This is a genomic window from Rothia similimucilaginosa (assembly GCF_029850875.1).
Taxonomy (GTDB): Bacteria; Actinomycetota; Actinomycetes; order Actinomycetales; family Micrococcaceae; genus Rothia.
Map to the genome: position 1 here is coordinate 167,236 of NZ_JAOVAM010000003.1, position 24,442 is coordinate 191,677.

19 protein-coding genes are annotated in these 24,442 nt (G+C 57.8%); 5 read left to right on the forward strand and 14 right to left on the reverse strand.

Annotated elements, in window-relative coordinates; genetic code table 11:
* Positions 1-139: 139 nt before the first annotated feature.
* The 4 genes from QFX05_RS03530 to QFX05_RS03545 form a co-directional block, all read right to left on the reverse strand.
* The gene (locus QFX05_RS03530) at positions 140-1,090 is read right to left on the reverse strand and encodes a 1-phosphofructokinase family hexose kinase (protein WP_279740974.1); all 951 of its coding nucleotides are present in this window, start codon (positions 1,088-1,090) and stop codon (positions 140-142) included.
* Positions 1,090-1,881, reverse strand: a complete 792-nt coding sequence (locus QFX05_RS03535) for a DeoR/GlpR family DNA-binding transcription regulator (protein ID WP_049357323.1) — start codon at positions 1,879-1,881, stop codon at positions 1,090-1,092. The genes QFX05_RS03530 and QFX05_RS03535 overlap by 1 nt, the downstream gene beginning before the upstream one ends.
* A gap of 386 nt (positions 1,882-2,267) precedes the next feature.
* Positions 2,268-2,702 carry a VanZ family protein gene (locus QFX05_RS03540; protein WP_279740976.1) on the reverse strand — a complete coding sequence of 145 codons (435 nt, stop codon included), beginning with the start codon at positions 2,700-2,702 and terminating at the stop codon, positions 2,268-2,270.
* Between the two features lie 34 nt (positions 2,703-2,736).
* Positions 2,737-4,026, reverse strand: coding sequence for a histidine phosphatase family protein (locus QFX05_RS03545; protein WP_279740977.1), 1,290 nt, complete (start codon positions 4,024-4,026; stop codon positions 2,737-2,739).
* A gap of 269 nt (positions 4,027-4,295) precedes the next feature.
* Between QFX05_RS03545 and QFX05_RS03550 the strand changes: the two genes are divergently transcribed.
* From QFX05_RS03550 to QFX05_RS03560, 3 genes are all read left to right on the forward strand, one after another.
* Positions 4,296-5,279, forward strand: a complete 984-nt coding sequence (locus QFX05_RS03550) for an ABC transporter ATP-binding protein (RefSeq protein WP_279740979.1) — start codon at positions 4,296-4,298, stop codon at positions 5,277-5,279.
* Entirely contained in the window at positions 5,279-6,697 is a 1,419-nt protein-coding gene (locus QFX05_RS03555; protein ID WP_279740981.1) for an ABC transporter permease, read from the forward strand. The genes QFX05_RS03550 and QFX05_RS03555 overlap by 1 nt, the downstream gene beginning before the upstream one ends.
* A gap of 159 nt (positions 6,698-6,856) precedes the next feature.
* The gene (locus QFX05_RS03560) at positions 6,857-7,621 is read left to right on the forward strand and encodes an HAD family hydrolase (RefSeq protein ID WP_279740982.1); all 765 of its coding nucleotides are present in this window, start codon (positions 6,857-6,859) and stop codon (positions 7,619-7,621) included.
* 586 nt (positions 7,622-8,207) lie between these two features.
* On the opposite strand, the gene QFX05_RS03565 is transcribed toward QFX05_RS03560, so the two are convergent.
* The 5 genes from QFX05_RS03565 to QFX05_RS03585 all read right to left on the reverse strand — a co-directional run bounded on the left by QFX05_RS03565 (position 8,208) and on the right by QFX05_RS03585 (position 14,238).
* Positions 8,208-8,882 carry a hypothetical protein gene (locus QFX05_RS03565; protein WP_152901977.1) on the reverse strand — a complete coding sequence of 225 codons (675 nt, stop codon included), beginning with the start codon at positions 8,880-8,882 and terminating at the stop codon, positions 8,208-8,210.
* Positions 8,883-9,391: 509 nt separating this feature from the next.
* Complete coding sequence (locus QFX05_RS03570; RefSeq protein ID WP_279740985.1) at positions 9,392-10,087, reverse strand: methionine ABC transporter permease; 696 nt, start codon at positions 10,085-10,087, stop codon at positions 9,392-9,394.
* Positions 10,088-11,143: a methionine ABC transporter ATP-binding protein gene (locus QFX05_RS03575; protein ID WP_279740986.1), complete on the reverse strand. Its 1,056-nt coding sequence runs from the start codon at positions 11,141-11,143 to the stop codon at positions 10,088-10,090. It lies immediately after the preceding gene.
* A 145-nt stretch (positions 11,144-11,288) separates the two neighbouring features.
* The gene (locus QFX05_RS03580; RefSeq protein WP_279740988.1) at positions 11,289-12,167 is read right to left on the reverse strand and encodes a MetQ/NlpA family ABC transporter substrate-binding protein; all 879 of its coding nucleotides are present in this window, start codon (positions 12,165-12,167) and stop codon (positions 11,289-11,291) included.
* Positions 12,168-12,486: 319 nt separating this feature from the next.
* Positions 12,487-14,238: a long-chain-fatty-acid--CoA ligase gene (locus QFX05_RS03585; RefSeq protein WP_279740989.1), complete on the reverse strand. Its 1,752-nt coding sequence runs from the start codon at positions 14,236-14,238 to the stop codon at positions 12,487-12,489.
* Between the two features lie 296 nt (positions 14,239-14,534).
* Between QFX05_RS03585 and QFX05_RS03590 the strand changes: the two genes are divergently transcribed.
* Positions 14,535-15,197, forward strand: coding sequence for a sugar O-acetyltransferase (locus QFX05_RS03590; RefSeq protein WP_279740991.1), 663 nt, complete (start codon positions 14,535-14,537; stop codon positions 15,195-15,197).
* Between the two features lie 47 nt (positions 15,198-15,244).
* Complete coding sequence (locus QFX05_RS03595; RefSeq protein ID WP_279740992.1) at positions 15,245-16,333, forward strand: hypothetical protein; 1,089 nt, start codon at positions 15,245-15,247, stop codon at positions 16,331-16,333.
* Between the two features lie 159 nt (positions 16,334-16,492).
* Here QFX05_RS03595 and QFX05_RS03600 read toward each other — a convergent pair whose 3' ends face one another.
* From QFX05_RS03600 to QFX05_RS03620, 5 genes are all read right to left on the reverse strand, one after another.
* The gene (locus QFX05_RS03600; RefSeq protein ID WP_279740994.1) at positions 16,493-17,968 is read right to left on the reverse strand and encodes a dihydrolipoamide acetyltransferase family protein; all 1,476 of its coding nucleotides are present in this window, start codon (positions 17,966-17,968) and stop codon (positions 16,493-16,495) included.
* Positions 17,969-18,061: 93 nt separating this feature from the next.
* Positions 18,062-19,048: an alpha-ketoacid dehydrogenase subunit beta gene (locus QFX05_RS03605; RefSeq protein ID WP_279740995.1), complete on the reverse strand. Its 987-nt coding sequence runs from the start codon at positions 19,046-19,048 to the stop codon at positions 18,062-18,064.
* A 2-nt stretch (positions 19,049-19,050) separates the two neighbouring features.
* The gene (locus QFX05_RS03610; protein WP_279740997.1) at positions 19,051-20,217 is read right to left on the reverse strand and encodes a thiamine pyrophosphate-dependent enzyme; all 1,167 of its coding nucleotides are present in this window, start codon (positions 20,215-20,217) and stop codon (positions 19,051-19,053) included.
* A gap of 402 nt (positions 20,218-20,619) precedes the next feature.
* Positions 20,620-21,747 (reverse strand): histidinol-phosphate transaminase, encoded by a 1,128-nt coding sequence (locus tag QFX05_RS03615; protein WP_279741000.1) that lies wholly within the window; start codon positions 21,745-21,747, stop codon positions 20,620-20,622.
* A 271-nt stretch (positions 21,748-22,018) separates the two neighbouring features.
* Positions 22,019-24,439 carry an extensin gene (locus QFX05_RS03620; protein ID WP_279741001.1) on the reverse strand — a complete coding sequence of 807 codons (2,421 nt, stop codon included), beginning with the start codon at positions 24,437-24,439 and terminating at the stop codon, positions 22,019-22,021.
* Positions 24,440-24,442 lie beyond the last annotated feature (3 nt).

Consider the following 24,442-nt stretch of genomic DNA (forward strand, 5'->3'; position numbering starts at 1 on the left):
CAGTGGTGCGGTGCTTCTCCCCTATATGGGTTCAAAGTGTGTGCAGTGTGTTGTGTTCGTATGTGTGTGGCTGTTTAGGTAGCACCGCAGCTTATATTCCCTTCTGAGAATAAAAGCTGGAGGTGTGAAAACAGCCGAATTAGAGCTGCAACTGACGAACACTAACCTTCTCAGGAGCGGTCTGCTCTAGCGAAGGCATACGGGTACCGGGCAGGGCAGCAGCAGCCGAACCGTGAGCTACCGCCTGAACCAGGCAACCGGGGGCATCCTCACCACGAGTGTGAGCAATCAAGAAACCGGACAGCGACGAGTCACCGGCACCCACAGTGCTACGAACCTGAATCGGCTCGTGCACAGCGTGCCAGATACCCTGCTCAGTGACCAGCACGGCACCGCCGCCACCGAGGGTGGCAAGCACATATTCGATGCCGTCGCCGAGTAGCTTCTGGGCGGTGCGGGCGGTCAGCTCGGGGCTGGCCTCCAGCTCCTCCCAGTTATCGCTACCGGTCAACTGAGCCAGCTCCTCCGAGTTGGGCTTAATCAGGGTCGGCTTATGCTCACCGGCAACGGTCGCAATCAGCGGCGCTTCAGAGGTATCAATAGCAATCTTGCCCTCGTAGCCGGAGGCGCGCAGTGCCGCCACCAGCTCGGAGTAGTAGGTCGGCTCCAGACCCGGAGGTAACGAACCAGCCAGAACCACCCAGTCGGCACCCTTGGAACGCTCAACTACCAGCTCGTCCAGCTTCTGACGCAGTTCGGCATCAAAAACAGTGCCGGGGGCATTCAGTTTGGTGGTGGTACCATCCGGATCAACCACGGTGATGTTTGAGCGAATCGGCTCACCGGTGGGCAGGTTAGTGAACTCGACGTCCACAGCCTGCAGTGCGGTCAGCACCGGGTCGCTGGCTTCACCGGGCACAATGGCGAGGGTCGACACACCGGAAACCTGCAGAGCGCGGGAAATATTCACGCCCTTACCACCGGGATCCTGTACGGCACCGACAGCACGCTGCACGGCACCGTGAGCCAGGGGTGTACCAAGTTCAATGGTGCGGTCCAGGCTGGGGTTGGCGGTCAGAGTAATAATCATTAGGCAATCACTATCTCAACATTTGCGGCCTCGAGTGCCTGGCGAAGGGCACCTTCGGGCTCGCGATCAGTAATGAGGGTGTCAATATCCTCAAATCCAGCGAAGCGGACCAGGGATTCCTGACCGAACTTCGCGGAGTCACAAAGCAAAACCACACGGCGGGCTGCCTTACAAATTGCGGTCTTGACGATGGCTTCGTTCATGCCGGGGGTGGAGATGCCGAAGTGGGCTTCAATGCCGTTGGCACCGATGAAAGCAATATCGGGGCGCATGGTACCGAAGTGCTCTGCGGCGCGTGCACCAACAGCAGCCCAGGTCATCTTGCGCAGCTGGCCGCCAACCAGTTCAAGGGTAACGCCCTCGGCTTCGGCGAGCTTGACTGCAATATGCAGTGCGTGGGTGATGATGATGCGGTCGTTGCCAGTCTTGAGGCTGAAGTTCTCGGCTCCGATGTGGTCGGCAAGAATTTCGATGGTGGAGCCTGCATCTAGGACGATGGAGCCTGCCTCGGAGTCGCGCAACATCTGGTATGCCTTGGTGGCGATGCGGCGCTTCTCGGGGGTGTTCATGCCCTGTCGGGAGGAGATGGAGGACTCCAGGGAGGTGGACTGCTCAATGGTGACCGCACCACCGTGGACGCGGCGGAGCTTACCTGCCTCTTCCAGTGCGGCGAGGTCACGACGCACGGTCTCCATGGTCACATCGTAACGACGCGCAAGGTCAGCGCCGTTGACACGACGTGCGGAGGCAACAAGCTTTGCAATTTCGGCACGGCGTTCTTCTGCGAACATAACTCTGGTGTTCCTTTGGGCTAGTGGGAGGAAATCTGTGCGTTCTTTTCTGCATTCTGCTCGGCTTATATGGCCATGAGAGACATGGTTTCAGTGAGCCAGCAAAACACGTGAGGGTAATACTTGATTTTATGTGGGTTTTTGTGGGTGAGTCAATACAAAACGCTGTATTTACCAGAATATTACCCGAATGTTCCCTACCGAAACCACACTATATCGGAGGTCACCGCCTGTTTATGTCTGTTTGACCTAATAAATTGTTGGGTTTTCTCACTCCCCCACCATCCGCACAGTGTTAAACCCTACACAGCGCCCTAACAAGGCAAAAAGTGGAGGCGCAGGCCCCAAGAACCCTCAAAACCAGCGCCTCCACCGAGTGCAGCACCTTACTTACCTTGACGTTCGCGACACACACGACGCCAACGATGCACACCCAAAGCACCCGCCGCGCCCAGCAGGGCACCCAAACCATTCATCAGCACATCCACCGCGTCACCTGTACGATCCGGCATGAAACTCTGAATCGTCTCAATGCAGGCGCTGACCAGGAACCCCAAGTACAGCACATGGGGGCGTGCCTTCGGTTTGAGCAGCAGGGCAAAGAGAAAACCGCCCGGAATGAACATTATGACGTTCGAGAGCTGCTCGATGCTCGAATAGGTGATGAACGCGGGCAGCCAGCCTTCGGCGTGGCCGGTGTCCAAAAACTGCACCATGCGGCCGCCCATCTCGTTATCGTCCACGTGCACGGGCGCGAACACAATACTCGCCACCACCGCGCAGTACAGCGCCGTGACGGGCCAGAGAATCAGCTGCCACACGCGAGCTCCGGAGCAACCGCTACCGGGTTGTCCGTTACCAAACAAGGCGACCCGCCTCATCGAACTGCTTGGTCGAGTCCCACGCAAACAGGCCCGGCACGTCAATGGTGAGCGGTTCGGCATTCGGCACGGTCACAGTCCACTCTTCACCGGCGGCTGCGGAGAGAGCGCGGCGGATAAAGCTGCCGTGGCTGACGGCAATAATCTTCTGGTCTCCCGAGGCTTCAGAGAGTTCACGCACGATGCCGCGCAGGGTACGCACGGCACGAATGTACACGTCACGCTCGGATTCCACGTTCGGGTAGTAGCGTTCCGGGGCGCGGCGTTCGGGGATGGGAATGTCCAGGCCCTCACCGGCACCGTAGGCGCGTTCCACCAGCTCGGGGTAGGTCTTGTGCACCTGCAGGTCGAAGTGCTCACCGACCAGCTGCGCCGTCTCGTGGGCGCGGGACAGCGGAGAGGACACCAGCACGGTGAATTTCAGACCCATATCGGCCAGCTTCTGGCCTGTGGTGCGTGCCTGCTCACGGCCAGTGTCGTTGAGCGGAATATCGGTGATGCCCTGCATCAGGTTCGCCTTGTTCCAGTCGGTTTGGCCGTGGCGAATCAGGGTAAGGGTCGTGTTTTCGGCGCCCGCCGGAACTTCTTCAGGGCTCAGCTCGGGTTCCTGGTGCTGCACGAGCAGGCGGTCGATTGCGTCGTCCAGGTACTGCAGGGGCACCTCGGTCAGGGAGGCGTTCACGGGGATCGGGTAGATGCCGTCCTCATTGAGCAGTTCGGGGTGGCGTTCAGCGACCAGGGCGGTCATGGTCATGGCAATCAGCATGCCGTGAGCGGCGACCACAACGGTCTGACCCTCGTATTCGCTGCGGACTCGGTTCAGCGCCGCGAGGGAGCGGGCGAGGAAGTCCTTCTTCGGTTCCACATTGAAAGCGTTGTTGGACTGGCGGGAGGCGAGAATCAGCTCGCGGGTAGCGATCTGGCCTTCCAGGTCACCAAAGGAACGTTCCTGGAAGCCGTCAACGGCACCGCGGTAGGGTACGCCCAGGCCTTCGGCTACGATTTCGGCGCTTTCTACGGCGCGAGAAAGGGGCGAGGAGACGATAGCGTCCACGGTGATGCCCTCAGCTGCTACCTGCTGCAGGGCGCCGATAGCGGTTCGGACCTGCTCCCTGCCGGTGTCGTTGAGGGGGATGTCGGTGCCGCCCTGGAAGCGGTGGTCAATGTTCCAGTCGGTCTGGCCGTGACGCAGGAAGATGATGCGGGTTCCTGCTTCGAGGTTGGGCACCGGAGTGATGATGGGGGTGTTCTGTGCGTCGGTCATCCTTCTAGTATGGCACTGCCTCCATGCAGTTCAAGGCCGCCGCGCAGTTCAAAGCCTCAGTGCAGTTCAAGGGGTGTGCGGCTTACTTATCCCTTCTGCTGAGGCGCACTCATACCGCGGTATGAACTGCGGGGTGGTTGAGCGCCCGGTCGGGCGAATTTTTTCAGGGTTTTCCCATATTTTTCAGCCCCCAGACGGAGGGGTGAGCTGCCGAGAAGCTGAGATGATAGAAGAGTACTTCCGTTAGTTCATACCCAATGAAGGTTGTCATGACGCAGAATCCTCAATCTCAGAACCCGCAGTTCCAGGCTCAGAACCCGTACTCAATGACCCCTCCGCAGGCGGCGCAGCCTGCCGGTCAGTATTCCGCTCAGCAAGGTCATCCCCGGCAGGGTCAGCCCGGTCAGCCTACCCAGCAGAGTCAGGCAGGCTACTATCAGTGGCAGCAGGGCTACCCGGCTCAGGCACCTCAGCAGATGCAGCAGGCGCCCTTCGCGCGCGGTGCGATTATTTCTGCACGTAACCTGCACAAGTCGTACGGCAATAACCCGGTGCTGCGTAACGTGAGCCTGGATATTTTCCCCGGCGAGTCCGTGGCGATTATGGGTCCTTCCGGTTCCGGTAAGACCACCCTGTTGCATGCGCTTTCGGGCATTATCAAGCTCGATGCCGGTTCTGTGCTGTTTAATGGCCCAGCCGGTCAGGTGGCGGTGGAGTCCCTCAGCGAGCGTGGGCGCACCTCCCTGCGCGCTAACTCGTTTGGTTTCGTGTTCCAGCAGGGTCTGCTGGTTCCCGAGCTAACTGCGGAGGAGAACGTCTCCCTCGCCGCGATGATTGCCGGTGTTCCCCGCCAGCAGGCGCGTTCCATTTCGGCTGATCTGTTGAACCGTCTGGGTCTGGGGCAGATGCTGGATCGCCGTATGGGTGAGATGTCCGGTGGTCAGGCTCAGCGTGTGGCGATTGCTCGCTCCCAGGTGAACGGTGCTCCCGTGACTTTCGCGGATGAGCCGACCGGCGCGCTGGATTCGAAGACCGCGCGTGAGGTGATGGCTCTGCTGCTGACCATGATTCCGCAGCAGGGTAAGACTCTGCTGGTGGTTACTCACGACCCGAACGTGGCGGCGGCGTGCTCCCGGGTGGTGTATCTGCAGGATGGTCAGATTGTGAGCGATCAGCGCAATAACCAGGGCGGTGTTCCCGCTTCCCAGAACCACGCTCAGAGCTTCGGCGCTCAGTCTCAGGCAGGTGCATAATGCAAATCTATGCTCTACTCGCCAAGCGAACCCTATGGAGTTCGCAGGCGATTCTTCCCGTGCTGGCTTTTGCCGCCTCCTCGGCACTGTTTTTGACGGTTGCCGGTGGTGTTCAAGCGCTGAGTACGTGGCTTGAGCACGCCAACGTTGACCACGAAATGATCAACCTGATGGGCATTCAGAAGCTCTACATGGGTTTGGCGTGGGTTGCCGCTCTGGTGCTGATTGTTCCGCTCTTTACCTTGGGCGCTTCGGCTGCTCGTTTGAGTGCCCGCCGCCGTGATGAGCGTCTGGCGTCCCTGCGTCTGATTGGTGCCTCCACGACCCTGATTGTGGGGCTGTCTGTTGCGGACGCGCTGGTGTACTCTCTTGTGGGTTTCATCATCGGTCTGTTGCTTTACCTGGTGCTGATTTTCCCCTTTGGCGCTTTGCACTTCATGAACGTTCCGCTGGGTGCTGAGAATATGCTCCTGCCGGTGATCGTGATTTTCTACTGCTTCCTGGGCTGTATGGTCCTGGCGGCTCTCAGCTCCCTCTTCGGCCTGGCGAAGGTTAGTATCAGCCCGCTGGGTGTGCGTACCCGTGCGAAGGCTGGATCCGCCGGCTACATTGCCCTGGGTATCGGTGTTGTTTTGGTTATTGCCGTGATGATTCTGGCATCGACCTCCACAGGCTTCAGCATGTTCTCGCCCTTCCAGAACGGCGGTGCCGATAGCGCAATGAAGAACCTGGCGATTTTCATTGCGTTGCCGGGTGTGCTGATGATGATTGCTATCGACCTGATTGGTACTTTCCTCGTGTGGGCGTACGCGAAGATTCGTGTGCGCATGACCCAGAAGGCGTCGGTTCTGCTGGGTTACCGTGCGGTGCTGGAATCCCCGCGCGGGGCGTGGCGTCAGGTTTCGGGTGTGGCGCTGTCGACCTTCTTGGTGACCTTCTTCGGCCCCATCCTGATTCTGGCAGGTGAGATGAGCAAAGACGCAAAGGAAGCCGGTCCTGCTGCCGGCCCTTTCATGACCATCATGCAGGATATCTTTCAGGGCATGCTGATGATGCTGTTCTTCTCGTACCTGCTGGTCACTCTCTCCGCAGTGCTGAACCAGAGCGCCGCCATTTACGAGCGTGTTTCGCTGTATTCTTCGCTGAATATGATGGGTACCCCCACGAGGCTGCTGCAGGCTTCGCGCCTGACCGTGGTCTTCGGTCCGCTGGTGCTCATCAGCGTGATTTCTGCACTGCTGGGTCTGCCGCTGACGGCTTTGATTGCGGCTCAGGGTCTTCCCGGTGAGATTCTGGCGAAGATGTTCGGTCTGACCTTCGGCGCTATTGCGCTGGGTCTGGTGCTGGTCTATGCGGGCCTGCTGGCGACCATTCCGTTTATGCGTCAGGTGACTCATAAGCCGGTGTCCGCTCTCTAAACTGTTTTAGCTTCTGCCTCCCGTTGCATCCGTTCTGGATGCGGCGGGAGGGTTTCTTCATCTGGTTTTCCGTTCTGCGGGCGAGGCGCAACCCCGCATGTTTTCTCACGCACCGGGCCACCGCTTCCATAGCCTAAACCCCTGTGAGAGACTGACATTATGTTTGAACACACAGTACCCTCCGATTGGTTCCCCCGCTGCGCAATCTTCGACTGCGACGGCATCCTCCTCGACTCCGAGACCGTCTGGAACGATGTGCAGCGTGAGCTTTTCGCACGCTGGTCTGTTCCCTTCACCGAAGAGGTGGAGCATCGCCTCACCGGCCTGGCAGCAGCCGATGTCGCCGAGGAGCTTGCACTGCTCTCCTACGAGGCGCAGAACGGCCAGAAGCCGGACACCGCCTCCGCAGAGTACGCCGAACACCATGAACGCGTGATGAAGGACCTGCTCACCACCGAGCACGAGGTCATCAGCTCCGGCGTGGACCTGATTGAGGGTGCACAGAAGTTCCTGGGCTTCCTGAGCGAGCACATGCCGGTTGCGGTGGCGTCGAACTCCACCGCGAACATTCTGACCCTGAAGATGGAAAGCTACGGTTACGCCCCGCTGGTGCGCACCTGGGTCAGCAGCAACGACGTTCCGGCCGGTAAGCCCGCCCCGGACATGTACCTGGAGGCGGCACGTCGCCTCGGCTTTGAAGGTCACGAGGCGCTGGCGTTCGAGGACTCCCCCGCGGGCGCGCAGGCGGCACGTGACGCCGGTACGAAGGTCATGATTTACGTGCCGGAAGGCACCGACCCGGCAAAGACACCGGCCGGTTTTGGGCGCTTCGATTCGTTCAATGACCCGCAGCTCTGGGAGGCGGCACGCACCTGGATCGCCAAGCTTGAGGCGGCACAGCAGTCTGAGGCGGCGCAGGGCTAAGTGGCACCCGCCCCACCTCGTAGCAGCATAAAGAAAGACCCCCGGTCTGCTCCTTATGGAGCAGACCGGGGGTCTTTTATGCTTATCAGCTGCCTCTCTAGCACCCGCTCTTGTAGCCCTTTGACTTCATCAGCACTCTCGCGGAGCGCTACTTTTCCAAAGTGTCACTAAACGGTACCAATACAAAACATCACGAGAACCTGAACATTGGCAGGTTCTCGTGATGCTAGGTGTTTTAGAACTCCAAGGATGCTTATTTCGGCTGTTGCTTATAGAAAACAAAAGCGTACAGGATACTCATAAGTAGAACTACAACCTGAGCCAAAGGGTCAAGCCAATACACTTGTAAAATTACCACAGCCAACATAAAAAATACGGATTTTATGAAGGATGCCGCAGGTTGTACGTAGTTCTTATTTGCACGATATGCAGAGTATCCAACAAATCCACAAAGAATTAAAATACCGGCAACATTATAAAACATTGAATCATGCGAAGATGTAAAATAATAGAAAGAATAACCTGCGAAACATAATTCAGGTACCGGTATGTATCTAGTGTCGACCAACTTAATCACCTCAGATATTTATTCAATTTTTGCTTTCAGCGGTGGTATACCCCAATCTGCGTAGAACGCGATTCCACGTCCTTCTATACCGGCTCCGACAATTTTTGCGGCTAGGTCGCCGAAGAACAGCGCCCCCAGAACTGAGGAACCTATCGCGATGGGGCCACTAAAAGTGGCAGTAAAGGCTGTCCAAGCGGCCATGAGGGCAGCAGGGCTAACCTGAGCAGCTGCGAACAACATGGACGCTGTACCCGTAGTTAGGGTGGCATTGTCGATGTACAAAATTCGCGCGCCATCTCCACGGTCTCCCGCCACTACAGCTCTAGGAGCAGTGGAAATGCTTTGAGCCACGCTGCCCGTAGATGTATTTGCTGTATTCAGTAGGGTATCGAGCTGAGAAACTTCTACATCAGTCAGTGAGTATTTTTTAGCAAGATCCCGCATAGAGGACTTCAGGGCTAGATTTCCATCGCGATCAAATGTGAATTCATATTTTAAGGTATCCACGAGATTCGCATATGCTTCGCCCGTTTCATTTGAGTTTGCAGAAAAGCTACCTAAAGTAGGTGAAACAGATGAGACGCTCTGTGGAGCAGTGGATTCTGCGTGAGCAGGATAGCTCACCACCCCAGATATACCTATCGCCACAGTCGCAGAAATACAACTTACGATTGACTTACTAAAATTTTTCATTGCCTGTCCTTCTCTCGCTGTTGATGATATCTCTAGTTTGATATGAACCGGAACACTTTTATGATATCAATCAGCAAAATGGGAGTCAAGATTATTTTAGTAATAATTCAATAATAATTTGCACCACTACAAACTATAGTGTTTAGCGGCTAAAGCTCCCAGCCCGTTCTCTCTCCTCAGCAAACTTGCATCCTAAGTCGTCTTAATGCGCTTCAGATGCTCCTCTGCCTTACACATTTCTAGGTTCTTATCGCAGATACAGCGGTAAACAGTCTTCACTTCCCCTGTTGCTTTCACCCACCTCTCTTCTTCTTTCCTACGTGCGTATGCTTTTCCGCTGGTGCGCACCTGAATCACCAAGCTTGAAGCGACGCAGCAGTCTCAAGCAACGCAGGGCTAAGTAATTAGCACCCCCTCCCCCGGTATGAAGAAAGACCCCCGGCCCGCTCCTTATGGAGCAGACCGGGGGTCTTCTCTGTCTTATCAGCCGTACCTACAGGAGCACAAACTTATCGACGCATAACCTTCTTCGCCAGGGAGTTACCGATGAACTGAACCAGCTGAACCAGGACGATAATAATCGCCACAACAGCCCAGGTAATCTCGTCATTAAAGCGCTGGTAGCCATCCACAATCGCAATCTTACCCAGACCACCAGCACCCACGTAACCGGCCATAGCGGACATATCCACCACGCCGATAATGAGGAAGGTGTAACCCAGGATCAGCGGGCCAAGCGCCTCCGGAATCATCACGGTAAACAGGATGGTCATCTTCGAAGCACCCATCGCGCGAGCCGCCTCAATCACACCCGGATCAATGGAGACCATATTCTGCTCCACAATACGAGCAATAGCGAATGCTGCACCGAAGCTCATCGCAAAGACCGCCGCGTTCACGCCCAGGCGGGTACCCACCACAGCACTAGTCAGCGGGCCCAGAGCCGCAATCAAAATAATGAACGGAATCGGGCGAATCACGTTCACCAGAATGTTCAGGACAGTGTACACAAAACGGTTCTGGAAGATATTACCTGCACGGGTGGTGTACAGCAGAGCGCCCACAATCAGGCCGACCAGACCTGCACACAGCATCGTAATAGACACCATGTAGAAGGTATCGCCGATAGCCGGGAGTAGCTTCTCGGGTAGGAACTCAGACCAGTCCGTCTTCGAGGTAGCCAGCGGAAGAGTAGTAGCAAACATTTAGCGCACCTCCTGCACGCGGGCAACGGTCTTCAGTTCGGCAACAGCAGCATCAATACTGGTGATTTCGCCGAGGAGTTCCAGGGTGAGGGTGCCGTAGGCTTTACCCTGCAGGGTCTCGATACCACCGCCCACAATGTTGAAGCGGACGTTACGGGAACCCAGGTAGGACAGCACCTTACCGAGCTCCTGGTTACCTTCCACAATCTCAACGTTGACGAGGTACCCCTTGTGGTTTGCACGCAACTCAGCCGCTTCCTTGCCAGTGGGGGCAAGCTTCACGGTGGTTGCCACGAAGAGTTTTGCCACCTCAGTCTGCGGGTTGGAGAAGACATCGTACACGTTGCCCTGCTCCACCACACGACCGGACTCCATCACTGCCACACGGTCAGCAATAGTGGACACCACATCCATCTCGTGGGTAATGACCACAACGGTCACACCCAGTTCACGGTTGACCTTCTTCAATAGTGCAAGCACTTCATGGGTGGTTTCAGGATCCAGCGCACTGGTCGACTCATCGGCCAGTAGCAGAGCCGGGTTAGTGGCGAGCGCACGCGCAATGCCCACACGCTGCTTCTGACCGCCAGAGAGCTGGTTGGGGTAGTGACCTGCACGGTCTGCCAGACCCACGAAGTCAAGCATCTCCAGGGCGCGAGCACGGCGGTCCTTCTTAGACCAGCCAGCAATCTTTAGCGGGAACTCAACGTTACCGAGCACAGTGCGGGAGTTCATGAGGTTGAACTGCTGAAAGATCATGCCGATATTGGTGCGTGCTTCACGCAGTTCGGAGTCACGCTTACCTGAAATCTCAAAGCCGCCAACGGTCAGGGTGCCGCTGGTGGTGGTTTCCAGACCGTTGATGAGACGGACCAGGGTGGACTTACCGGCACCAGAGTAGCCGATAATTGCAAAGATTTCACCGCGGTTAATGGTGAGGGAGACGCTGTCGACGGCAGTTACTGCCTTGGGGCCGGTGCCGAAGACTTTGGAGACTCCGTCCAGAACCACCATGGGCGCGATGCTGTCGCCGAGGCTCTGTGTCAGTTCACTCATAAATTTGTATCCGTTATATGTCGTGGTTGGGGCGTCAAGGGCCTTAACGCCGGTACGCAAAGGACGGTAAGCCTTTCGTGCCCCGCATCGGGTGCATAGACTTACCGCCTTTGCGTATGCCTAGATGAGGCGTGTATTCAGAAGATTACTTCTTAGCGCGCAGCTTGGCTTCTTCGTTAGCCAGGGACTGACGGAGTTCGTCGGTGCTTACGTTGACCTCAACAGCGGTGCCGCGGGTCTCTTCCTGGACGACGTCCATGACGGCCTTCGTGTGGAAGATTTCGACGATCTTCTTATAGGTCTCGTCGTCAGCCTTGTCCTTCTGTGCAACGAACAGGTTCACGTACTTGATAGCGGAGGGGTCGCTCTTGGGGTCGTCCTGAGCTAGAGCGTCTGCGGGCTTCAGGCCGGCGTCCTTGAGGAAGTCGTTGTTCACAACAGCACCGTCTGCAGATTCCATGCCGACCACGGTCTGGGTTGCGTCAACGGGGGTAACCTTCACCTTAGAGGCGGAGGTGTCAACGTCATCGATGGTAGGTGAGTCAACGTCAGCGCTCTTGAAGGTGACCAGACCGTTGGTCTTCAGCAGCTTCAGCGCACGTGCTTCGTTCACGGTGTCGTTCGGGATAACGATTTCGCCACCCTGGGGGATGTCAGCCAGCTTGGAGTGCTTCTTGGAGAACAGAGCCATCGGGTAAATCACGGTCGGGCCGACAACCTGCAGGTCCTTGTTGGCGCTGACGTTGTAGTTCGACAGGTATGCGATGTGCTGGAAGCGGTTCATGTCGATGTCACCGGCGTCCAGTGCGGGGTTCGGCTCAGTGTACGCGCTGAACTCCTTGTACTCAATGTCGATGCCCTGCTTCTTAGCTTCTTCCTTCAGGGTCTTGTTGAACTTCTCAGAACCAACCACACCGATTGTGACCTTCTTGGAGCTGGAGGAAGAGGAGGAGTTGGTGGAACCGCAGGCTGCCAGGCCAAAGACCATGGGGACGACTGCGAGAGCAGCAGCAAACTTCTTCACGGCTATGAATCTTTCTGTTGAATGATGATGCGTTCCACCGGGTGCTCACGTTGGTACTAGCACGTCCGATGGGAATGATGATGGGACAATTACAGCACGCACAGGGGCGGGTGTGGAAGTTGAGCTCTATTCATGAGACACAGAACGTCAAGGTCGTCATATTTTGTCATAATTCTTCACAGATTGATTATTGCAACGTCATTAAAACCCGCTCCTCGATCCTCCGTACACAAAAACGCCGGCCCGGGCAAAACAAACCCAAGCCGGCGTTCATCCTACCCACCTGTTACGGACCGGGGGGGGGAATCAACCAGTACTACTAATCGAACTCGCCCGAAGCAATCAATTGCTCACGCACCTTACGGCGCAGAACCTTACCCAGCATCGAACGCGGCAGATCATCCACGACCACGATGCGGCGCGGAACCTTATAGCGGGTCACCTTCGAGTAGCAGTGCTCACGTAGAGTATGCTCCTGCACCACTCGACCCGGGGCGGCAATCACAGCAGCAACGACCATCTCACCACCTGCAGGCAACGGAATGCCCACCACCGCCGCATCAGCAACCGTATCATGCTGCTTGAGGGCGACCTCAACCTCCGTCGGGGAGACATTGAAACCGCCGGTAATAATAACTTCCTTAATGCGGTCCACAATCTGGATGAAGTAGTCCTCGTCCAGGCGCACAATATCACCGGTACGCAACCAACCATCAGGGGTGATGGTCTTTGCCGTCTCGTCCTCACGCTTCCAATAGCCAGCAAAACGCTGAGGGCCCTTCACCCACAGCTCCCCCTCTTCGCCATCGGGCATATCCTCACCGGTCTCCGGGTCTACCACACGAATATCGGTGGAGGGGAACGGAACACCAATGAAACCGGCGCGGCGAGTATCATTGAGCGGGTTGCAGGACACCAGCGGGGCACACTCAGTCAGGCCGTAGCCCTCCACCATGAAACCACCGGAGGCTTCCTCCCACTCGGCAACCAGCTCAGGCGGCAGGTTCATCGCACCAGACACCGCGTAACGGATACCCTCCAGGGACACGCCGCGCTTCTTCGCCTCGTCCATGAGCCGGCGGTACACCGGAGGAACCGCAGGAAGAATGGTCGGGCGGGTCTTCTTCATCGCCTTCAAAATCAGGTCCATGTCCACGGTCGGGAACAGCACCAGGCGGGCACGGCACAGCGACGCAATCGTCACGCCCAGGGTCATACCGTACGCGTGGAACAACGGCAGAACCGAGTAAATCACCTCGTCATCGCCCGGGTTAATCCATGCCTCACCCATACGGCCGTTAGACTCCAGGTTACGGTGGGTGAGCATCACACCCTTCGGCCGACCGGTCGTACCCGAGGTGTACTGCAACAGCGCAATATCGTACGCGGTCGGACGGCGATGAGACGGGTCAATACGCTCACTCTTCACCAAATGAGCCCACGATATAGTCCCCGGAGCGGAACCAGTCAGCTTCTCACGCGAAGCACGTGCATTTTTCAACGGCAACTTCAGCGCGGTACGCATCAGCGCGGGCATCGCCGAAATCATGTTCACCGAATAAATATGAGATGGGCGGATATCCGACGGCAGACCCGTAATATGCGAAGCAATCTTATCCCACACAATCGCGATCTTCGCACCGTGATCCTCAAACATGTGACGCAACTCCGCGCCCGTATACAGCGGGTTATGCTCCACCACAATCGCCCCTAGACGCAGAATCGCGTAAAACGCTGCAATATGCTGAGGACAGTTCGGCAAAATCAGCGCCACACGGTCACCCGGCTGCACACCCGCCACACGCAGACCCTCCGCCGCACGCTCAATCTGATCCCCCAACTCAGCGTAGGTGGTCGTCGCACCAAAAAACTCCAGCGCCACCTTATGCGGTGCGGTACGAACCGCCTCATCAATGAGATGACTCAATGACGTCTCCGGGAGCTCAATATCGCGTGCAGTCCACGGAGTATAGTTCTTCAACCAGGGGCGATGCGCCAACGGATGCGCGCCAGCGGGGGATGCAGGTGCCACCGCATCCTGCAGGTTCGTATTCTTCTGAGCCTCAGTCATGCATTGATTGTGCCTTCCCACGCCCTCACGCTTCAACTCAGTGGCGCCTCTTTCCACGCTGAAAATCACGCCGTACACCCACCCCAGATACCGCAATAAACGCCGAAACACTAAGGTAAACCCAAGCAACTCTGGGATACTTAAAGCATGAGTAAACGACAGCAAGAGATCACTGACGAACAGTTCAAGAAGCTCCTCCGCGAAATTTCCAAACGATTCACTATCGCCGGAGGAGTCGTTATCCTGTTCGGAATGGCTATCATCGCGCTAGTCTACCTTCTGGGAGGAGCCCACTAATGCACACCCCGCAGCGCCCCACCGGTGAAAACTTCAACCGTATGACCAACGGTTCCGTCTACATGCCCGACGCCGAATGCGCCACACAGTTCAAACGCATTTATGCCGCCACCATCCTCGCCGAAGAACACTACGCACGCGGCGAGCAGGCGCAGGCAATGCACGTCTACCGTAAACACCTCGGCCACCTGGGCAAACACGCCCACATCCGACCCGGCGTACGCTTTGACTACGGCGTGAACACCTACATCGGTGACGGTTCCTTCTTCAACTTCGGCACCGTCTTCCTGGACGTCTGCCCGATCCGCATCGGCTCTACCGTACTGGTTGGTAGCAACGTACAGTTTATGACCCCCACCCATCCGCTCCACCCCGGCGACCGCGCCGACTACTGGGAAGCAGGCGCGCCCATCACCGTTGAAGACAACGTATGGATCGGTAGCGGAGCTATCATCCTGGGCGGCGTGACCATCGGCAAGAACTCCGTGATCGGTGCAGGAACTGTCGTCACCAAGGACGTCCCCGCTAGCTCCCTCGTGGTGGGCAACCCCGGCCGCGTCATCCGCACCCTGGATGAGAACGAGCGCCCCGCACACCCGCACACCTTCTCCGCAGAAGCTATGGAAGAAGCACGCGCCTTCTACGCTAACCGCGCACTCTAAGGCAACCCGCTTACCACGACCCCAGGATTAGAGATATAAAGGACTTAATGAACGCACAGAACAACACCCCGCAGCAGCATCCGGCTGCTGCGGCGTCCTCCCCCACTGAAAGTGACCTGTGGGAGGCAGCATTCTCCTCCGACGACCCCACCGTGGTCCTGACCGATGAGGAGCTGAACGCGGCACGCCACGCCCACGAAAAAGCGCGCAAGTCGAGCTCTTCGGCGCAGTCCTCACAGGATGCAACCCGTCCCCTCACCGGGGCGGCTACCGCAACCCAGCCGACCCTCTCCCCCGATGCCACTTATCAAGGTGCAGAGTCCGGCGCTAACTTCGGCGAGCCCGGAGATGACAACCTCAGCTGGCTCGACAAGCCTACGCTCCCCAGCCCGGACAACGTACGCAACGGCGCAACTGCCGCCCCCGCTACCGCTACAAGCTACGAGGTGCCCACACCCAGCAACGCCCCCGCTGCATCGAGCACCCCGCAGGCTGCCCCCGCGGCAGATGACCACTTCATCATCTCCACCCCCACAGGTGATGCCGCTGGTTCGGAACCCATCCTCACCGCCGCAACCGCGCTGTCCATGCAGAAGAGCCGCTACTCCCGCATGCACCTGCTGCCCGGTCTGCTCGGCTGGCTGATTACCATCTCCCTCATGGACGGTGGCTTGTGGGCTATCAAATCGTGGCTGACCCTGACCGGTCAGACCGAGTCCGTCGAGTATGCCTCGGTGGTCTCCAGTCTGTTCAGCGGCGCATCGCACGCTGTGCCGGTCGCGGTGGCGTTGGGTGTGCTCATCTTCTTCGCCTACCTGGTGGGCGGTTACGCAGCCGGACGCATGGCACGATTCGCTGGCGTGAAGCAGGGCATTGCCGTATGGCTCTGGCAGATTATGGCACTCATCATCGGGTCCCTGGCGACCTTCCTCGCGCCTCAGCTGTTCCAGAACGGTGTCGCGTCCCTGTCCCTGCAGAAGCTGATTGCGGGCGATTTTGCGAACGGTCTGCTGGCGGTTCTGCTGGTTCTGGCGTTGAGCTTCCTCGGCGCTATCCTCGGCGGTCTATGCGGACGCCTGTACCACCGCCGCGTGGACAAGTATCCGAGCGACCAGGTGGCACGCAAGGACGCCTAGACTTCTAAGCACCTGCACCTAGTTGCGATAAGAATAAACCGTACAGAAAACCTCCGGTACCTTACGTAAGGTACCGGAGGTTTTCTGTATCTAAATATCTGTATCCTCAACAACCTCAGCTACCCAGCGATACGACGCTGGCTATCTAAAACATACCGCCTAGTGGTCCAGCAGCAGTGCAGGCTCCTCTAGAATTGCAGCCACATCAGCCATGAAACGAGCCGACAGGTCCCCATCCACCACACGGTGATCGAAGGAGCCACCCAGGGTCGTCACCCAGCGAGGAATAACTTCACCATCAACAACCCACGGCTTCTGCTTGATCGTACCAAAGGCAATAATCGCGACCTCACCGGGATTGATAATCGGGGTACCCGTATCAATACCCAGCGAACCAATGTTCGTAATGGTCAGAGTGCCATTCGCCATCTCAGCAGGCTGAGTCTTACCCTCACGAGCACGAGAGGTTAGGTTGTTCAGTGCAATAGCCAGCTCACGCAGGGACAGCTCCTGCGCGTCCTTAATGTTCGGAACCATCAGGCCGCGCGGGGTTGCCGCAGCAATACCCAGGTTCATAAAGTGCTTAATCTGAATTTCGCTATCGGTCCATGTTGCGTTGACCTGTGGGTTACGCTCAGCAGCCCAAATAACCGCGGCGGCAAGCACCAGCAGCGGGGTGACCTTCACGCCCTCAAAGTGGCGAGACTTCTTCAGACGCTTCACGAACTCCATGGTGCGCGAGGCATCAACGTCCACGAAGATGGACACGTGCGGAGCGCTAAACGCCGAGGAAACCATTGCCTTCGCGGTAGCCTTACGCACGCCACGCACCGGGATACGCTCGATGCGGTCACCGGGGGTGGTTGCAGACTGCCAGAAGGGCTGGCGGGCACCGCTATGCTGCACATCGTTCAGGTGCGCCACATAGTTCATGAGGTCTTGCTTAGTCACCTGGCCGCGCGTACCGGTAGCGGTCACGTTCGCCAGGTCAACACCCAGCTCCTTTGCGGCAAGACGCACCGGAGGCGGCGCGAGGGTTGGGCGGTGCGGAACCTGCTCGGGAGCCAGAGTCGGCGCAGGAGCCGCTACGGGCTCGGGTGCTAGACGCTGCACCACCGAGTTCAGCGGAGTGTTCTCCACAAAGCGGGAGGCGCGCTCAGCCAGCTCACCCAACAGGCCCTGGTTGCGATTCACCGGATCGGCGGGGGCGTGCGCTACGGGTGTCTGAACAGCCGGTGCAACCGATGCCACAGTAGCCTGTGCGGGTTGGGTTGCGGAGGCGCTGCGCTTGCGGGCGCGACGCTTCACCACATCCGCCTTGGGACCGGAGCCGACCAGCGCGGTGCCGGACTCAGCCTCTGCGGCGGTGGGAGCTATCGGGGTTGCGGGTGCCTTGTCGCCGCCGGAGATGCTGATAATCGGGGTGCCCACCTCAACGGTTTCACCTTCAGTAACAAGCAGCGCCTCGACGGTACCGGCGAAGGGCGAGGGAAGTTCCACGATGCTCTTAGCGGTTTCAATTTCAACGAGGACGTCGTTGATGGCGACCTCGGCGCCGACTGCTACCTTCCAGCTGAGGATTTCTGCTTCGGTCAGGCCTTCACCCACGTCAGGGAGCGGGAAAATCTGGGACATTTTTACCTCTCACTAGGGTATATACCCTATACGGAATATTATGTGCGGGCTTGCAACCCGCCGTAGCGCAACACGCTAATACTGAGGGAGTGACTAGTAGTCAAAAGCACGGTCGACCGCCTCAAGAATACGGTCAATATCGGGTACATACTCTTCCTCAACACGGGAAACCGGGTACGGCATGTAGTAGCCACCCACGCGAATCACCGGCGCCTGCAGGCTGTAGAAGCAACGCTCCGTAATCGCCGCAGCCAGCTCACCACCCATACCGCCGAAGGTTGGCGCCTCGTGGGCAATAATCAGGCGACCAGTCTTCGCTACCGAAGCAGCAACGGTCGGCACATCCAGCGGCGAAATCGAGCGCAGGTCAATGACCTCGATCGAGCGGCCATCCTCCACGGCAGCCTCAGCGGCAGCCAGAGCAACCGGCACCAGCGGACCGTACGCAACGATAGTCGCATCCGTACCTTCACGCACCACCTGGGCGCTAAAGGGATCAAAGGAAGTGTCGCTAAAATCCACTTCGCCCTTGAGCCAGTAGCGGCGTTTCGGCTCAAAAATAATGACCGGGTCGGGGCACTCAATCGCCTTACGGGTCATCCAGTACGCCTCGTGCGGGGTCGAGGGGGTCACAATACGCAGACCCGCAGTGTGGGCGAACAGCGCCTCCGGGGACTCGGAGTGGTGCTCCACAGAACCAATCACACCACCATACGGAATACGGATAGTCACCGGCACCGTGTACTGCTTGTCGGTGCGGTTATGAATCTTCGCCAGCTGGCTCGTGATCTGGTTGTAGGCGGGGAACACGAAGCCGTCGAACTGAATCTCCGGCACGGGACGGTAGCCACGCAGCGCCATACCGATGGAGGTACCGATAATGCCAGACTCGCCCAGGGGCGCATCCATAACGCGGCGGTTACCGAAACGTGTCTGCAGACCCTCGGTCACACGGTACACGCCGCCGAGCTTACCGATATCCTCACCGAGCATGACGACGGTGCGGTCGGCTTCCATGGCGTCTTCTAGGCCGCGGGTAATCGCCTTGGCGAGGGTCAAACGTTCAATTTTCTCGCTCATGCTTACTCCTCTTCAAAGCCTGCAACGTAGTTACGGTAGAACTCGCGGTCATCTTCCACCTGCTGGTGTTCCTGCGCGTAGACGCGGTCGAAGAAATGCTCAAAGTCTGCAACTTCGATGTTCAGCAGTGCCTCGCGCACGCCGGATGCAACCTGCTGTGCGGATTCTGCGACCTCAGCAAAGAATGCATCATCGGCGTAGCCGTTATCGCGCAGGTGCTTCTCAAGGCGCAACATGGGGTCGCGGCGCAGAGGACCTTCCAGGTCGGCATCGGTGCGGTACTTGGTGGGATCGTCCGCAGTGGTGTGCGGGCCGAGGCGGTAGGTCTCAGCTTCAATCAGCACGGGGCCTTCACCGGCACGAATCTTCTCCATGGCATAGCGGGTTGCGGCGAGCACCGCGAGAACGTCGTTACCATCCACGCGGATACCTTCAAAGCCGTAGCCTGCGGCGCGGGTCGACACCGGCACGCGGGACTGCACCTCGAAGGGCACGGAGATAGCCCAGCGGTTATTCTGCACGAAGAAGAGCACCGGCGCGTTATAGGAGGCGGCGAAAACCATGGCTTCGTGCGCGTCACCCTCGGTGGAGGAACCGTCACCGAAGTAGACCGCCACGGCGGGCTTCTGGGTATCCTCGGCGGGGTCGGTTGCCTGACCCTGGCCGGTGCGGCGAGTGCCGGTTTCAGCCTCGATATCGGCATCAAAGTTCAGGCCCATGGCGTAGCCGACGGCGTGCAGGGTCTGGGCGGCAAGCACCTTGGTGTAGGTATGGAAGTTGTGCGCCTTCATGTCCCAGCCGTGGGTGGTGGCTCCGCAGAAGATGGTAATCAGGTCGCGGAAGTCCACGCCACGCGCCAGTGCGACGGCGTGCTCACGGTAGGACGGGAAGATGTAGTCGTTGGGTGCGTAGGCAAATGCAGAGCCGATCTGCGCGGCTTCTTGGCCTCGGCTGGGTACCCAGAGGGCGAGCAGTCCCTGGCGCTGTAGGGCGGTTGCCTCATCGTCGAATCGGCGGGTGGTGTACATGAGACGGTATGCTTCGCGCAGAGTGTCTGCGTTGACGTCTTCGATGTACCGGCTGTAGGTGGGGTGTTCGTGTACGGTGCCATTTTCATCCATGAGCTGGATACGTTCGGGCACTCCGGGATACTTGTCGTTCTCGTGCATCTAACCTCCACACGTGACGAGGGCTTGGCCCTCAGCGGCTTAGGTTTTAGTCTCAACTTTCACCTAATGGTGCAGGATTTGAGGTGTTCCGGCAAGCCTGTGAGGGTCTGGGCATATACAGTTACCAGTCTACTCTTTCCGGCTCTATCTCGCGGCAGTTACGCTGATAACACAGCGTATTATGCCCTATCGTTCAGTATTTGATTATCATCAAATTAAACCTCCCATACATTCTTTTCATGGAATATATGGGAGGTTTAATTTAACTTTTAAAGCCACTTTAGAGACCAGATTTTTCTCTCCGAAGCACAAATATTGAACTCTAAACAATCCCCGACAAGAGAAAATAGTACATTGTTCAATTAGGGTCGAATGGGCACCCCCATCCCTTCACAAGATGCCCTAGAGTTCCTTCATGAAGACCTCACAGAGCGAGAGAAAACGGTCATTCGCCTCCACCTCACCGATGCTCACACGAACACCCTCGGTACCGAACGCACGCACCGACAGCGCATGTTCAGCCATCAGCTGCACAAACTCACCCGTGCACTCCCCCAGGGATAGCCACACGAAGTTCGCGTAAGTGCTCGGGAAATCATAGCCCAACTCCCACAGTCGAGTGGTCACGCGCTCACGCTCAGAGACCAGGTGGCTAACACGCTCCATCACCGCATCCTCATGCTTGATGGAGGCGATAGCCGCCGCCTCAGCCAGCGCCGTCACGGCGAACGGGGTTGCCGCCACGCGCAGGTGCTGCGTAATCTGCGAGTGAGATATCGAGTAGCCCACCCGCAGACCCGCCAGGCCCTGCGCTTTGGAGAAGGTGCGCAGAATGATGACGTTCTCGTAGTCGTGGTAAATGTCCATGCCGTTCAGCGGAGCTTCTTCACTGTCCGGCACGGTGGAGGCGGCGCAGAACTCGAAGTACGCCTCGTCAATCACCACGGGAATGTGAGCGGGCACCTTCGCCAGGAACGCACGGATCTGGCTTTCAGTGACGGCGGGGCCGGTCGGGTTGTTGGGGGTGCAGACCAGGATCAGGCGGGTGCGTTCGGTGATGGCTGCCACCATGGCGTCCAGGTCGTGTGAACCGTCGGGCAGGTTCGGCACCTGCACACTGCGAGCACCCATAATACCGACGAGGATCGGGTATGCCTCAAAGGAACGCCAGGCGTAGATGACTTCGTCTTGCACGCCGTCGATATTTACGCCGGCGAAGGTTTTGAGGATTTGGTTGAGCGCGCCGAGGCTTCCGGCACCGGTAACAATGTCGTCAGCGTCCACACCGAGCCGTGCGGAGAGCTTCTGGCGCAGGGCGGTAGAGAGCGGATCGGGGTAGCGGTGCGCGGTCGCAAATTCTGCGAGGACGCGCGCGACCTCGGGCACGGGGCCCAGCGGGTTCTCGTTCGAGGAGAGCTTGTACTGGGTGAGGCCTTCAACGGGTGTGGGCGGTTTACCTGCCGCGTAGCTAGGCAGGGTGCTAAAGACGGGGCGGACCGGGATATTGGCGTGTTCAGCTGACTGGCTCATGGTTCCAGTATGTGCCTGCGGGCGGTTCGGAGGCTAACGCTTCTCACCTGGAGAGCAGGTCGCGATCAAGCTGTAGCTATGCAGGTAGCAGATAGTGGCCGCTAGCGCTGTACGCAAAGGCTACATGTAAAGGCTGTACGCAAAGATGGGGGGCGCCGCCGGGGTCGTTCCCGCAGACGCCTCCCTTTCTCTTTTTCTGCTCTACTCGCCCTCCACCCTCGACCGAGCCGTCAAGATTGGCTCTTAAGACTGGGTTTTTAGACTGGTACTTTTAGATCATCAGTGGTTCACGCTCCTCGATGGGAGTCAGGTCCTCAGGAGGGCCCGGGGCGCGGAACCCGGGGTCGATGTTCTCGGGCGGAGTTGGTGCGAGGAACCCGGGGTCAATGCTCTTAGACGGGAACATAGGCGCAGGCTTCAGGTCTGGCAGCGTCGGGATGAGCGACTCACCACCGTCGTAGTCTCCGCCTTGACTATCGCCACCGACCACATGCAGCATAGCCGTTAGGTCACCAATCCGAGGTAGCGATTCAACCACATCTGGGGGGCCCTGAATGAGGCGGGGTGCGAAGTTCCCAAGGGCGGGTTGTGCTTCCGGGCGCACGATGAATCCGGGGTCGATGTCCTCTGCCGGTGCCATGGGCATGCGGCTGACGGGCTGAGTGTCCTGCGGTGCGTTGACGATAAATCCGCGGTTGGCAGGTGCCTCGGTAGTGGAGGCCAGTAGCTTTGCGGCTAATAGCGCGGGTTGTGCAGGTGTAAGGTTCGGTGCGGGCAAGGAACCTGAATTCGGCATCTGCAGTACAGGGGTTTCGGGCCAGGTAGGCTTCGGGTTCTGAGGCTTTTCCTGCGGAGTCGGCTCGGGATGAGGGATGGTCTTTTGGACACCCTCAATGACGGCGGGAATGTGCCCAGTAACCGCCTGTACGGTTTCTCCAGCTTCTCGTTGGAGACCCTCGGCCCTCTGCTTGGCCATCTCCATGCCCAGCTGGACATCTGCAACGGTATCTTCAATTTTCTGCCAAGTATTTTCGACGTTGCCACGCGCTACACTATCTACTCGGTGCAGTTCTCCATCTGTATATTGGTCTGCGGCCTCGTAATAAAATTGAGGGTTAAGTTGTACCCCGGCATCAAGAGCATGTTGAGTGTACCTAGCCCCACGTAATCCATACTCATTCAGACGTTCTTCAAACGTGTAACCATCTGGCATAGCGGAGCCCGAGGTAACCCTTTGTTCCCCTTGCACATAATCTTCTGCTCTGAGAGCACCCAGAGTTTGGTTTCCGTATCCTTCGCGTTGCAAGGTTTCTCTATATGCCCCTCCGTCATGTTTGAAATTTGAAACCGTAATTGCGGTATCGCGTTCATCGGGACGCCAACCTCCAAACGCCCTCAGAGCAGAGTCAGGAACCGGGTCTCCATCTCCTTCCACGTAGTCCACTCCAAAATCACGGCGTTTAGCCGGTAGACCTCGTAGCGGGGAGGCTTGAGTATAGACACCCACAATGTTGATCTCTTTAGCGACTTCAGTACTATTCGCCATATTGTAGGCAATCATTCCTCCCTGACTGAAGCCTTCCATATACACTCGGGCACCCTGAGGTGCTCCGGCATCACGGAGGGCTTGCAAAACCATCTGATAGGCGGGGTTCTCCAGAGTATCGTTACCCAGTGCTTCACGAAGAGTCCCAGGAATATCCATAGGAGATCCACCAAAGGAAGAAAAGTTAGTGCCCGGAATGCTCACGACGTACAGGGCATATGCGGGATCCCCTTCGTGTCCTGCTTTGTACATAACGGTGACGAGCACGGCACCACGTTCACCCTTAGTCGGGTCCTGTTGGGAGCGTTCAAACTCCTGGTCCTGCGCCTTGGCGGCCGCCTGAAGACGCTCAGCACTGGCGTCCACTGTGAGACGGTCTTTCTCGCCGGAATGCGCACTAACCCCATACTCATCGGCTGAGGTGGTGCGCACATTATGTGCTTTCTTATCAGAATCCGGATCACGGAGGGGACCGACGATTCCAACTCCGCCTATTGCTAAGACTTTTTCAATAAATCCCTGGGGTATTTTTGTCACGGCAGAGAGTCGGCCAGCAATACGCTGACGGGCAATTTCGGGATTCCACTTGGTATCAAAGTAGGCAGTAACACCGAAGATAATACCCGCTACGACAGGCGAATACGGCAACAGCCAATAGGCCGAGAAGTACCCGAGCTCGGGAATGGTGAGCTTCAAGAGGTAGGTAGCTTCGCCGGGTTCTCCAGCAATGAGTCCGCGCAGGTGGTCTCGGGTACTACGTCCGTCGGTGAGCTTACCGCCCTTTGCAATGCCCATCGAATCGAACCAACCAGCGACGGTCTTTTCAACCTGCAGGTAAGAACTGTGGGCTGCACGGACGGCGGCTGCAGTGGCGCCGAACTTTGTGGCGCTCAGACCGAGGTCTGTGGCAAGGACGGAGCATACAGCGGCAGCCTGCTGGGCACGTCCGTTGATGCCGAGAAAGAGACGAGTTTCAGCGGCGATGCCGAGAATGGGCATGGTGCGGTCGACGCAGGTGCGGCTGACGGCGTCGAGGCCGTCGGCAATGGCGGGCATTTCTTCAAGCTCAACGCTGATGGTGCCTGCGGTGGGCCCTGCGGAGTCGGTGAGGTCACCGATGGGTGCAACGGTGGGTCCGGTAATCATGGT

Bases quoted from the DNA above. Each gene is read 5' to 3' on its own strand.
- QFX05_RS03530 (WP_279740974.1), bottom strand. From the start codon at position 1,090: ATGATTATTACTCTGACCGCCAACCCCAGCCTGGACCGCACCATTGAA.
- QFX05_RS03535 (WP_049357323.1), bottom strand. From the start codon at position 1,881: ATGTTCGCAGAAGAACGCCGTGCCGAAATTGCAAAGCTTGTTGCCTCC.
- QFX05_RS03545 (WP_279740977.1), bottom strand. From the start codon at position 4,026: ATGACCGACGCACAGAACACCCCCATCATCACTCCGGTGCCCAACCTC.
- QFX05_RS03550 (WP_279740979.1), top strand. From the start codon at position 4,296: ATGACGCAGAATCCTCAATCTCAGAACCCGCAGTTCCAGGCTCAGAAC.
- QFX05_RS03555 (WP_279740981.1), top strand. From the start codon at position 5,279: ATGCAAATCTATGCTCTACTCGCCAAGCGAACCCTATGGAGTTCGCAG.
- QFX05_RS03560 (WP_279740982.1), top strand. From the start codon at position 6,857: ATGTTTGAACACACAGTACCCTCCGATTGGTTCCCCCGCTGCGCAATC.
- QFX05_RS03565 (WP_152901977.1), bottom strand. From the start codon at position 8,882: ATGAAAAATTTTAGTAAGTCAATCGTAAGTTGTATTTCTGCGACTGTG.
- QFX05_RS03570 (WP_279740985.1), bottom strand. From the start codon at position 10,087: ATGTTTGCTACTACTCTTCCGCTGGCTACCTCGAAGACGGACTGGTCT.
- QFX05_RS03575 (WP_279740986.1), bottom strand. From the start codon at position 11,143: ATGAGTGAACTGACACAGAGCCTCGGCGACAGCATCGCGCCCATGGTG.
- QFX05_RS03585 (WP_279740989.1), bottom strand. From the start codon at position 14,238: ATGACTGAGGCTCAGAAGAATACGAACCTGCAGGATGCGGTGGCACCT.
- QFX05_RS03590 (WP_279740991.1), top strand. From the start codon at position 14,535: ATGCACACCCCGCAGCGCCCCACCGGTGAAAACTTCAACCGTATGACC.
- QFX05_RS03595 (WP_279740992.1), top strand. From the start codon at position 15,245: ATGAACGCACAGAACAACACCCCGCAGCAGCATCCGGCTGCTGCGGCG.
- QFX05_RS03600 (WP_279740994.1), bottom strand. From the start codon at position 17,968: ATGTCCCAGATTTTCCCGCTCCCTGACGTGGGTGAAGGCCTGACCGAA.
- QFX05_RS03605 (WP_279740995.1), bottom strand. From the start codon at position 19,048: ATGAGCGAGAAAATTGAACGTTTGACCCTCGCCAAGGCGATTACCCGC.
- QFX05_RS03610 (WP_279740997.1), bottom strand. From the start codon at position 20,217: ATGCACGAGAACGACAAGTATCCCGGAGTGCCCGAACGTATCCAGCTC.
- QFX05_RS03615 (WP_279741000.1), bottom strand. From the start codon at position 21,747: ATGAGCCAGTCAGCTGAACACGCCAATATCCCGGTCCGCCCCGTCTTT.
- QFX05_RS03620 (WP_279741001.1), bottom strand. From the start codon at position 24,439: ATGATTACCGGACCCACCGTTGCACCCATCGGTGACCTCACCGACTCC.